Raw genomic sequence first — 11,592 nt, forward strand, 5'->3', positions numbered from 1 at the left:
CGGGTTTCCACGGCTTGACTGACCAGCCTCACGCTCCGCCGGGGGGCCGCGCGCCTTCTGCTGCAATGCCGGGCGCGGGCGCGGCGCGCGTGGCAATGAGCAGCCCGCCGACGACCAGCGCCAGCCCGGCGATATGAAACAGATGCAATCGCTCGCCCAGAAACAGCATTGCCAGCCCCGCGCCCATCAGCGGCATCATGTTCATGAAATGGCCGGTCGCGGTCGATCCGATCAGCTCGACCCCGCGATTGAAGAATAGATAGGCGAGGAACGAAGGAAAGATCGAAACATAGGCAATGGCCATCCCGCTTCGCCAACCCGGCACGATCGCCCGCCCGCTCGATAGCTCCGCTGCGTAAAAAGGTGCAATGACGGCAAGGCCGATCATCATCGAGGCGGCGAGAAAACTCAGCGGGTGCACCGGCGGGCGGCGGCGGAGCAGCACCGAATAGCAGGCCCATATCACCACCGCGACGGCGATAATGGCATCGCCGCCGTTCAGACGCAGCGCGAGCAGGCTGGCGAGGTCGCCGCGCGCTATCACCACCAGCACCCCGATCAGCGACACCAACACGCCGGCGATTTGCGCGGCATGGGTGCGGTCCTTCATCGCCAGCACGCCGACGAGCAAGATCAGCGGCGGCTGGCCCGCCTGGATCAGCATCGCATTGATCGCGGTCGTATCCTGCAACCCGGTATAGAGGAGGGTATTAAAGGCCCCGATGCCCATCATGCCCAGCGCGAGCATGACCGGCCAATGGCGCCGCAGCACCGGCCAGTCGCGCTTGAGGTGCGGCCAGGCCAGCGGCAACAGGAGGAGAAGGGCAAAGGTCCAGCGCCAGAAAGACAAGGCGACGGGGGGCACCAGATCGCGTGCGGCGCGCCCGACGATCGAATTTCCTGCCCAGAACAGGGCGGTCATCGCCAGCAGGATATAGGCCCGCGACCAAAGCGCGGCGGCGAGAGGACGCAGGCTCGACATGCCGCCTCTCTGTCCCTGCCCTGCCGGGGTTGCAACCCTATTCAGCCCCTCTTTCCTGCCTTCCGTCCGCAGCATCGCTTGCGCGCGCGCGCGCATCGGCTAAAGACAGTCCATGGATCAAATCGTCATTCGCGGCGGCCAGCGCCTGTCGGGCCGCATCCCCATCTCCGGTGCCAAAAACGCCGCCCTCACCCTGCTCCCCTGCGCGCTGCTCACTGATGAGCCGTTGACGCTGCGCAATCTGCCGCGCCTCGCCGATGTTGACGGCTTTGGCCATTTGCTCAACCAGCTTGGTTGCTCGACCACGATCGAGGGGTCGCGCCCCGAAGATTTCGGGCGGGTGATGACCGCGCGCGCGACGACGCTGACCTCAACGGTCGCGCCTTATGACATTGTTCGCAAGATGCGCGCGTCGATCCTCGTCCTCGGCCCGCTGCTCGCGCGCGCGGGCGAGGCGACGGTCAGCCTTCCCGGCGGCTGCGCCATCGGCAACCGCCCCATCGACCTGCATCTGAAGGCGCTCGAAGCCTTTGGAGCGGAGATTGAACTGGCATCGGGCTATGTGAAGGCAAGCGCGCCCGGCGGGCGGCTGGCGGGGGGCAAATTCACCTTCCCGGTCGTTTCGGTCGGCGCCACCGAAAATGCCGTGATGGCGGCGGTGCTCGCCAAGGGCACCTGCGTGCTCGAAAATGCCGCGCGCGAGCCTGAAATCGTCGACCTGTGCAACTGCCTTGCCGCCATGGGCGCGCAGATTGACGGCATTGGCACCGAAACGCTGACCATCGAAGGCGTCGACCGGCTGCACGGCGCCACCTATCGCGTCATGGCCGACCGGATCGAGGCGGGCAGCTATGCCTGCGCCGCCGTCATCACCCAGGGTGATGTCGAACTGGTCGGCGCCAAGGCAAGCGAAATGGAGGCAACGCTCGCCGGCTTGCGCGAGGCCGGCGCGACGGTCGAGCCGACCAAGACGGGCCTGCGCGTCGCCATGTCGGGCCGCGCCGAACCCATCACCCTGTCCACCGCGCCCTATCCGGGCTTTGCCACCGATATGCAGGCGCAGTTCATGGCGATGGCGACGCTGGGCAAGGGCGCGTCGCTGTTCACCGAAACCATCTTTGAAAACCGCTATATGCATGTGCCCGAACTCGCGCGCATGGGCTGCGACATTCAGGTCAAGGGCCGCACCGCCGTCGTGCGCGGGGTCGACAGCCTGGTGGGCGCGCCGGTGATGGCGACAGACCTGCGCGCGTCGATGAGCCTGATCATCGCGGGACTCGCCGCCGAAGGCGAAACGCAGGTCAACCGCGTCTATCACCTCGACCGCGGCTATGAGCGGCTGGAGGAAAAGCTGCAGGCCGTCGGCGCCGATATCGAGCGGATCAGCGCGGGTTGAGCTTTTGAGCGCGGGCGTAACTTCCGTTCGCCCCGCCCTTTATCCAGTCGCCCAGCAGGGTCAGATAACCGTCGGCGATGCGCGTATAGCGGCGTTCGCCATCCGGGCCGGTGGTGAACTCGATCATGCCATGGTCGGTGCCGGGAAATAGATAGACGTCGATGGGCTGCCCTGCGGCCTGCAAATCGGCGAGCGCAGCGCGAGTCGTTTCGATCGGCGCCTCCCGATCTTCACCCGCGAGCACCCAAAGCAGCGGCGTGCGCAGCTTGCGAAGCGCCGCCACCGCATCATAATCCCAGATCAGTTCCAGATTGTCGAAACGCGGGCGTCCGATCCGGCGCAGCTCTTCATTGGGCATGCGCAATATTGCCCCGCTATGTTCGCCTTGTATGCGTTCTGCCCATGGCTTTTTGGCGAGCGCAGCCCGCGCAGTATCAAGTTCTTCATAACCTTCCTTGAAGTTGGACAGCAGCAGCTTCGCCGTGGCTGCCGACAGATTGTTCACGAGCTTTTCGGCGTCGGCACCGAGACCCGCCGCCCGCACCTCCGAAACCATCTGCTCGCGATCCTCCTCAATGGGTGAAGCAACGAGGCCGAAGCCAACCGCAACGAAATCGGCCGGCGTCAAGGTCGCCGCGAGCGGTGCAACCCAGCCACCTTGACTGCCACCGAAGAAGCCTGCGCGTCCTGAATGTCCAGGCAGCATCGCGCGCGCCTGCTCCAGCGCCGCCGCGGCGTCATTGGCGAGCAACTCGAAATTCTGGGTATATTCCCCCTCGGATGCACCCGTCCCGCGCTTGTCATAGACAAAGACCGACAGCCCCTGTGCGGCCATCGCATAGCCATAGATGCCGCCGATGGGTGAGCTACGCTCTGAGCCATGAACCATCACCACCAGCGGTCGGCGTGGGTCGGCGCCCGGCGGTTCGATCAACACACCGTTGAGCTTGCTGCCCGCGCTATCGAAGGTTGCAGACGTTTCGCGAAAAGCAACACGCGCCCATGCTTGCGTCCCATCGCCCTTGCCTATGCGCACGCCATCGGGGGTGCAATCAAAGGGCGCATCGGCATCGCTTGCCCAACCGCGGCGACCATCGCGAAACAGATAGCGAAGCCCGCGGTCGGGATGGGTGGGGGACCGCGCCAGCGCGACAAAATTGCCCTCGGCGCTGCGATAGGCCCCTGCCTCGCAAAAGGGCTGGACGGCGTCAGGGCGGGCGGCGGCGGACGGGGTGAGCGTCGCCGCAACGGCGAAAGCAAGAAATGCGCGTATCATGGAGAGAATCTAATCCCCCCATGCCCGGCAGTTTGAATGGCTTTCGATCAACCGTCAGTATCAACCGGCAAAGCGACCATATTGCCCGTCACCGATGGGCGTTCGGGGCGCCGGGCGACGGCGATTACCAGTCCGGTCAGGGCGACGGCACCCCCCGCGATCGAGAGAGGCGCCCAGCGATAGCCTTCGAACAGTGTCGATATGCCCATGGCGATGATCGGGATCATCACGCTCGACCAGGCGGCCTGTCCCGGGCCTACCGCGCGGATCACGCCGAAATAGAGCGGGAAGGTCATCGCGCTCGCCACCACGCCCAGATAGAAGACGCCGCCGATATAGACGGGGGTCCATTCGATCACGGGCGGCCCCTGAGTGATCCAGGCGAAGAGGCCATCGCCCAGCGCGCCGAACAGCATCGCCCAGGCAATCATCACCACCATTGATTGCGCGCGGGCGAACTCCGTCCCCTGCATCACATTGGCGGTCGAGGCCATGAGCACGCCCATCAGGGTCAGGCCGGTGCCCATCGCCACTGCTTCGGGGCCGAGAGTAGCGACGCGATATTCGTGGATGATCATCATCGCCACCCCGGTGATAGCGATGCCCGCGCCGATCAGAAAGCGCGGTTCCAGCCTTGATTTCAGGAAAATACGGCTGAGCAGCGTATTGGGGACGATGAGCAGCGCGAACAGCACGGCGACAAGTCCCGAGGCGATATGTTCCTCGGCGCGGTAGACGAAGTTGAAATTCAGCGCGAATTGCGCGAAACCCACCATCGCCGCGAACAGCAGCGCGGCGGGGCCGGGCATCAGTTTTTCGCGGCGCAGCGCGGCAAAGGCGAACATGGCGATGGCCGCCACGCCAAAGCGATAGGCGACCGACCAGCTTGGCGGCACGGTGCCGAGCTGGCCCTTGATGACGATCCAGGTCGACCCCCAGATGAGGGTAACGAACAGAAAAGGGAAAAAGACCCTTGGGCTGAGCAGCGTCGGGGAGGAGTGGCTCATGGCGTCCCTATTGTCATAGCGCCGCTATCGCCCCGGCAAAGGCGGCGACCGCCGCAGCATCCTGATCCCAGCTGACGACGAGGCGCGCGGCGCCTTCGCCCCAGTCGTAAAAATCAAAGCCGGCCGCGCGTAGCCGCGCTGCTTCTTCCGCCGAGAGGCGGACGAACAGCTCATTGGCCTCGACCGGATAGAGCAGGCGTTCGCCGCAGGCCCCCGCCAGCGCAGCAGCGCCCGCATTGGCGGCGCGCGCATTGGCGCGCCACAGATCATCGCGAAGCATCGCGTGGATCTGCGCTGCGACAAAGCGCCCCTTGCTGAGCAAATGGCCGCCGCGTTTTTTAAGTTCGCGCAGGCCCGCCCCGCCGCTGCCGCCAAAAAAGACCATCGCTTCGGCCATCATCGCGCCATTTTTGGTGAAGCCGAAGGAGAGCGCATCGACGCCCGCGCGCCAAGTGGCATCGGCGGGGGCGCAGTCGAGAAAGGCGAGCGCATTGGCAAAGCGCGCGCCGTCCATATGGAGTTTTAGCCCATGGGCGCGCGCCACATCGCCGACCGCCGCGACCTCGTCAGGGCGCCACGCCAGCCCATATTCGGTGGCGTTGGTGATGCTGATCGCGGCGGGCTGGACCTGATGCACATCGCGGCGAATGCCCGCGAGCGCGCTCTCAAGCGCGGCAAGGTCGATTTTTGCGCCATCGCCGGGAAGCGTCATCAGCTTGGCGCCGCCCGCGTAAAAGCCGGGGGCGCCGCATTCATCAACCTCGATATGCGCTTCCTGGTGGCAGAATATGCCCTGCCAGGGGCGGGTGAAATGGGCGAGAATGACGCTGTTCGCGGCGGTTCCGGTGGCGATCCACAGCGCCTCGCACTCGGTTTCGAACAGGTCGGAGAAAGCCGCATCGAGCGCCCCGCTCAAGGCATCGCCATCATAAGCGGTATCGACCCGATTGGCCGCCGCCATCGCCTCCATCACCGCGGGATGGACGGGGGCGGCATTGTCGGAGAAGAAGCGGGAGGCAGACATGGTGCCGCCCTTTAGCGCAGCCCGCGCAGCGACGCCATCGGGATTAGAGCCGCTCGGCTTAGCGCATACGACGGTAGACCCATTTGCCCATCGAGCGCGACCAATGCGCGAGATAACGGCCCGGCCACAGCCATTGCCGTTCGGTCCCATATTCGGTCAAACGCAGCCCCATGCGCGGTATCAGGACCCAGCGCCGTTCCCAGCCCTGCGCGCCCTTGTCATCCGAATGCTCCATATGTCACCTTCGCAGCCCCCACCGGCGGCGTCTTTCTGCACGCAGGATGCCATAAAATCGGCGATAATGTGAGTGGCGGAATGATCCGGTGCGGCGGAGGTGCGGAGCGAGTGGAAGTTATCGAAAGTGCCGCGGAGCGTAGATGGGGAGCGGCCAACACTTTGGAATATATTATATATTTATCAGATAATTAGGCCAATTCTCAGACGTCACCCCTGCGCCGGGGAGGGCGTAAGGTTGACGGGAGCGGCGCCGGGAGCCTGTCCCGCGCCGCCCTTTCGCTGCCTGGCTGTCGCGCCCGACTGCCCTTAACGGTCGCGTTTGGCGAGCAATTTCAGGCGCAGCGCGTTCAACTTGATGAAGCCCGCCGCGTCTTTCTGATCGTAGGCGCCCGCGTCATCTTCGAAGGTGACATGGCGTTCGCTGTAAAGGCTGTGCGGCGATTTGCGGCCGACCACATCGGCATTGCCCTTGTAGAGCTTGAGCCGCACCGTGCCGGTTACCTTGTCCTGGCTATGGTCGATAGCGGCCTGCAGCATCTCGCGTTCGGGCGAATACCAGAAGCCATTATAGATAAGCTCGGCATATTTGGGCATCAGCTCATCCTTGAGATGCGCCGCGCCGCGATCGAGCGTGATGCTTTCCATGCCGCGATGCGCGCGGGCATAGATTTCGCCGCCCGGCGTTTCATACATGCCGCGCGATTTCATGCCGACGAAGCGGTTTTCGACGAGATCGAGGCGGCCAATGCCGTGCTTGCGGCCCAGATCGTTGAGCGCCGCGAGCAGGGTCGCGGGCGACATCGCCTCGCCATTCAGCGCGACGCCGTCGCCGCGTTCAAAGTCGATGGTGATATATTCGGGCGTGTCGGGCGCATCCTCCGGGTTCACCGTGCGCGAATAGACATAGTCGGGGGTTTCTTCCCACGGATCCTCGAGCACCTTGCCCTCTGACGAGGTGTGGAGGAGGTTCGCGTCGGTCGAGAAGGGGCTTTCGCCGCGCTTGTCCTTGGGCACCGGAATCTGATGCTTTTCGGCCCAGGCGATGAGCGCGGTGCGGCTCGTCAGATCCCAGTCGCGCCACGGCGCAATCACCTTGATATCGGGGTTGAGCGCATAGGCCGAAAGTTCAAAGCGCACCTGGTCGTTACCCTTGCCCGTCGCGCCATGCGCGACCGCATCGGCGCCGGTCTCCTGAGCAATTTCGACAAGCCGCTTCGAGATCAGCGGGCGGGCGATCGAGGTGCCCAGCAGATAATCGCCCTCATAACGCGCATTGGCGCGCATCATCGGAAAGACGAAATCGCGGACAAATTCCTCGCGCAGATCGTCGATATAAATATGCTCGGGCTTGATCCCCATCAGCTCGGCCTTGGCGCGCGCGGGTTCGAGCTCCTCGCCCTGCCCCAGATCGGCGGTGAAGGTCACGACTTCACAACCATAGGTGACCTGCAGCCATTTCAAAATGACGCTGGTGTCGAGACCGCCCGAATAGGCGAGGACGACGCGCTTGATGGAATCGGACATGGCTGCAACCCTTGGCTGATAAACTCGAATAGACGCGGCGCGCCTACCAGCCCCGCGCGCGCTAAGCAATCGCCCGTGTGCGGCGCGCGGCGGCCCGCCCGTAGCCGGTGGCGGGACGGTTTCGCGCGCGCGCTCCTCCTTCTCTTTTCGCTTGCCGAATGACCAGATAGATATATCTATATTATCAATATAATACCAATACGGGAGGAGAGAGGCGATATGCGGAAGAGTTCATCGCGGCGTGGCAGGGTCACGACCATTTTTGCAGGCGCGGCCCTTGCCAGCTTGATGAGCGCGGCGAGTTCGGCGAGCGCTATCGCTCCGGCAGCGATCCCGGCAGCAGTCCCTGCCCCCGCCCCCGAATCGGCCGCCGAAACTTCGGCGAACGATGCACCGCCCCAGCGGGGATATGACAAGCCCGGATATGAATTGATCTGGAGCGACGAGTTCAACCGCGACGGCGCGCCCGATGCGGGCAAATGGTCCTTTGACACTTTTGCCAACAAGCAAGGCTGGTTCGGCGGCGAGCTACAATATTATGCCGCCGACCGGCCCGAGAATGCGCGGGTCGAGGATGGACGGCTGATCATCACCGCGCGGCGCGAAAGCCTGTCGGACCGCCCCGACCATGGTGGACAGGCCTATAGCTCAGCGCGGCTATCGAGCGTAGGCAAGGGCGAATTTACCTATGGCTTTTTCGAGGTGCGCGCCAAATTGCCCTGCGGTCTGGGCCTGTGGCCCGCCATCTGGACGCTGGGCGCGGAGAAGCCATGGCCCGAAGGCGGGTCGATCGACCTGATGGAATTTGACCAAAGCGGGCGCGCCGTGCTCGGCACGCTCCACAATCTTTCGACCGAGGGCAAGGGCGGCAGCGGCGGGCGCTTTCCCCTGGCGGACGCCTGCGATGCTTTTCACAATTATCAGCTAAGCTGGACGCCGCAGGCGATCGAATTTGCCGTCGATGGCGAAGTCTATCACCGTTATGAAAATGCGGGGACGGGCATTGCCCAATGGCCGTTCGACTATCCCCATTATCTGATCCTGAGCCTCGCCATCCGGCCGACGATTGCCGAGGCCGAGGGCAGCGACGCATTCTTTCCCGCGCGCTTCGAAATCGACCATGTGCGCGTTTATCGTCCCGTAGCCAATGACGCGTCCGGCAAGGTCGCCGACATGCCGTGACATGCTTTGTCGAAGGAGAAGCGGCGCCCGTCACAGGGGGGTTGGCGGCATCAGCGCGGCGGGCTAGGACCTTGGATATAGCATTACATGACCAGGGGACCCTTCCATGCGCCTTGCTTCCATTATGACCGGGACCGCTCTTGGCGGCACCGCCCTCGCCCTTGCCGCCGCCTTTGCTGCGCCCGCCGCCGCCGAAGAGGGCATGTGGACCTTTGACGCGGTTCCGACCGAGGCGATCAGGGCGGCCTATGGCTGGGCGCCCGACCAGCAATGGCTCGACCGCACCCGCGCGTCGTCGGTGCGGCTGACCGGCGGTTGTTCAGCGTCCTTTGTCTCGCCCGACGGGCTGATCCTGACCAATCATCATTGCGTTGTCGGATGCCTGCAAAATCTGTCGAGCGAGGGCAATGATCTGGTCGCGGGCGGCTTCAACGCCGCTGACCGGGCGCGCGAATTGAAATGCCCCGGCCAGCAGGCCGAAGTCGTCACCTCCATCCGCGATGTCACTGGCGATATCGGCAAGGCGATCGGCAATCTGACCGGCGAGGCGCTGGTCAAGGCGCGCGATGCCCGCATCGCCGAACTGGAAGCGGCGGGATGCCCCGACCGCGACAAGACGCGCTGTCAGGTCGTCACCCTGTTCGGCGGCGGCCAGTATAAATTGTATCAATATCGCAAATATAGCGATGTCCGCATCGCCTGGGCGCCCGAATTTCAAGCGGCCTTCTTTGGCGGCGACCCCGACAATTTCAACTTCCCCCGCTATGCGATGGATGCGGCTTTCCTGCGCGCCTATGAAGATGGCAAGCCGGTGAAGACGCCGACCCATTTGAAATGGAATCCGCGCGCGCCCAAGGAAGGCGAAATCACCTTTGTCGTCGGCAACCCCGGTTCGACCCAGCGGCTGCTGACCGAAGCGCAGCGCAGCTTTGAACGCACCGAGCGGCTGCCGCTCACCCTGATGCTGCTGTCCGAATATCGCGGGCGGCTGCTCTCCAAAATGGAGGAAAGTCCCGAAAAGGCGCGCGAGGGCGGCGATACGTTGTTCGGCATGGAAAACAGCTTCAAGGCGCGGTCGGGCCAGTTTCGCGCGCTCAATGACCCCGCTTTCACCGCCAAGCTGGCCGCCGAAGAGGCCGATCTGCGCGCGCGGGTGAAGGGCAATGAGGCGATTGGCGATCCGTGGAGCGAGATTGACGCGGCGGTTGCGGCGCGGCGCAATAGCCATCTCGACGCGACGTTCCTGCAGAGCGGCCCGGCGATGTTCTCGACGCTGGCGGGCTATGCCCAGACGCTGGTGCGCGCGGCGGCCGAACGCGAAAAGCCGAACAGCGAGCGCCTGCCCGGCTTCACCGATTCGGCGCTGCCGCTCACCGAAAAAAGGCTGACCGATGTGGTTCCCACCTATGACTGGCTCGAAGAGTTGGGGGTGAGCTTCTGGGCGAGCAAGGCGCGCGAATATCTGGGCACCGACAATGCGGATATGAAAGCGCTGCTGGGCAAGGAAAGCCCCGAGGCGCTCGCCAAAAGGCTGGTCGAGGGAAGGAAGCTGGCCGATCCGGCCTATCGCAAGCAATTGTGGGAAGGCGGCGCGGCGGCGATTGCGGCGTCGGACGATCCGATGATCCGTTTCTTTGCCAAGCTCGACCCGCGTTCGCGCGCGATCAAGGCGGAGTTTGACCGCGATTATGACGCGCCCGTCACGGCGGCGCAGGCCCGGCTCGCGCAGGCGCGCTTTGCCGCCTATGGCGACAGCCTCTATCCCGACGCGACCTTTACCCTGCGCCTTTCCTATGGGCAGGTGAAGGGGTGGACCGAGCGCGGCAAGCCGGTTCCGCCGATGACGGTGATGGGCGGCACTTATGAGCGCGCGACGGGGCAGCTTCCCTACAAGCTCGCCGAGGGCTTTGTGAAAGCCAAGGAACGCATCGCCATGAACACCGTCTATGATTTCGTCACCACCAACGACATCATCGGCGGCAATTCGGGATCGCCCGTGATCGCCCGCGATGGCAGCGTCATCGGCACGGCCTTTGACGGCAATATCCATTCGCTGGGCGGCAATTTCGGCTATGACGGCACGCTCAATCGCACCGTCGCGGTTTCGACGGCGGCGATCCAGCAGGCGCTCGACATCATCTGGCCCGCGCCCGCACTGTCGGCGGAATTGAAGGCGGGAAGCCGCACGCGCTAGGCGAAGCCTGCGGATAGGCAATAAGGGCGGCGCCGGGGCTTGGCTCCTGCGCCGCCCTATTTTGGGTCAGGCCGCCTGCTCGCGCTTTGCATCGCCCAGAAAGGGCGTGATCGCGGCCATGGCGCGGGCGATATAATCCTGCTTTTCCCCGACGGGCGCGACATAGTGCATGGCGCCCTCAGCGTCCGCCAGCGAGGCGCCGCGCGCGATCATCCAGCTTGCCAGATATTGCGAGGCGAGGCAGCCGCCCGCGGTCGCGACATTGCCGTGCGCGACGAAGGGCGCGTCGATCACCGTCACCCCCGCCTCGATCACCCAGGGCTTGGTCGTGAGGTCGGTGCAGGCGGGGAGCGTGCCGATCAGGCCGAGCTTTGCCAGCAGCAAGGTGCCCGAACATTGCGCGCCGATGATCTGGCGCGCGGGGTCGAGCCGGATGCGGTCCAGCAGCGCGGCGTCGGCAGCGATGTCGCGCGTGTAAATGCCGCTGCCGATCAGCACGGCATCAGCCTCGCCCGCAAATTCCAGCGGCTTTTGCGCCGCGACCGTGACGCCGTTCATCGACGTCACTTGCGCGGCGGGCGCGGTGATATGGGCGGCCCAACCCTTTGCCTTCATGCGATTGAGGATCGCGGCGGCGATGAAGCTGTCCAGTTCGTTGAACCCTTCAAATGTCAAAACCGCAATCTGCATGATGGCCTCCTGTGGGCGGGTGGAGGGGCAGCTTTAGGAGAGAAGGGGGTGCGATGCACGGAGGATTTAGCGCCTGCTGG

The 11,592-nt window shown here is 64.3% G+C and carries 10 protein-coding genes; 3 read left to right on the plus strand and 7 right to left on the minus strand.

Annotation, left to right across the window (positions count from 1 at the left end):
• Positions 1 to 28: 28 nt before the first annotated feature.
• Entirely contained in the window at positions 29 to 982 is a 954-nt protein-coding gene (locus JV18_RS0113900; protein WP_033075548.1) for a DMT family transporter, read from the minus strand.
• Between the two features lie 112 nt (positions 983 to 1,094).
• Between JV18_RS0113900 and murA the strand changes: the two genes are divergently transcribed.
• Positions 1,095 to 2,378 carry a UDP-N-acetylglucosamine 1-carboxyvinyltransferase gene (murA, locus tag JV18_RS0113905; RefSeq protein WP_033075549.1) on the plus strand — a complete coding sequence of 428 codons (1,284 nt, stop codon included), beginning with the start codon at positions 1,095 to 1,097 and terminating at the stop codon, positions 2,376 to 2,378.
• Here the strand turns inward: murA and JV18_RS0113910 are convergent.
• The 5 genes from JV18_RS0113910 to JV18_RS0113925 all read right to left on the minus strand — a co-directional run bounded on the left by JV18_RS0113910 (position 2,365) and on the right by JV18_RS0113925 (position 7,446).
• Positions 2,365 to 3,654, minus strand: coding sequence for an alpha/beta hydrolase family protein (locus JV18_RS0113910; RefSeq protein WP_033075550.1), 1,290 nt, complete (start codon positions 3,652 to 3,654; stop codon positions 2,365 to 2,367). The two genes, murA and JV18_RS0113910, sit on opposite strands and share 14 nt — an antisense overlap.
• A gap of 47 nt (positions 3,655 to 3,701) precedes the next feature.
• Entirely contained in the window at positions 3,702 to 4,661 is a 960-nt protein-coding gene (locus JV18_RS0113915; protein WP_033075551.1) for a DMT family transporter, read from the minus strand.
• Positions 4,662 to 4,674: 13 nt separating this feature from the next.
• On the minus strand, positions 4,675 to 5,685 hold the full coding sequence (locus tag JV18_RS0113920) for a threonine aldolase family protein (protein ID WP_033075552.1): 1,011 nt from the start codon (positions 5,683 to 5,685) through the stop codon (positions 4,675 to 4,677).
• A 58-nt stretch (positions 5,686 to 5,743) separates the two neighbouring features.
• Complete coding sequence (locus JV18_RS15455; protein WP_160174202.1) at positions 5,744 to 5,920, minus strand: hypothetical protein; 177 nt, start codon at positions 5,918 to 5,920, stop codon at positions 5,744 to 5,746.
• A 308-nt stretch (positions 5,921 to 6,228) separates the two neighbouring features.
• Positions 6,229 to 7,446, minus strand: coding sequence for an argininosuccinate synthase (locus JV18_RS0113925; protein ID WP_033075553.1), 1,218 nt, complete (start codon positions 7,444 to 7,446; stop codon positions 6,229 to 6,231).
• Between the two features lie 288 nt (positions 7,447 to 7,734).
• Here JV18_RS0113925 and JV18_RS0113930 point away from each other — a divergent pair, with 288 nt between their 5' ends.
• Both JV18_RS0113930 and JV18_RS0113935 read left to right on the plus strand, forming a co-directional pair.
• A complete protein-coding gene (locus tag JV18_RS0113930; RefSeq protein ID WP_081944881.1) occupies positions 7,735 to 8,628 on the plus strand; it encodes a glycoside hydrolase family 16 protein in 894 nt (297 codons plus the stop codon).
• Positions 8,629 to 8,752: 124 nt separating this feature from the next.
• Complete coding sequence (locus JV18_RS0113935; protein WP_033075665.1) at positions 8,753 to 10,822, plus strand: S46 family peptidase; 2,070 nt, start codon at positions 8,753 to 8,755, stop codon at positions 10,820 to 10,822.
• A 66-nt stretch (positions 10,823 to 10,888) separates the two neighbouring features.
• Here JV18_RS0113935 and JV18_RS0113940 read toward each other — a convergent pair whose 3' ends face one another.
• Positions 10,889 to 11,512 (minus strand): DJ-1/PfpI family protein, encoded by a 624-nt coding sequence (locus JV18_RS0113940; protein ID WP_033075554.1) that lies wholly within the window; start codon positions 11,510 to 11,512, stop codon positions 10,889 to 10,891.
• Positions 11,513 to 11,592: the final 80 nt, after the last annotated feature.

The organism is Sphingopyxis sp. MWB1, from assembly GCF_000763945.1.
In the GTDB taxonomy this organism is placed as follows: Bacteria; Pseudomonadota; Alphaproteobacteria; order Sphingomonadales; family Sphingomonadaceae; genus Sphingopyxis.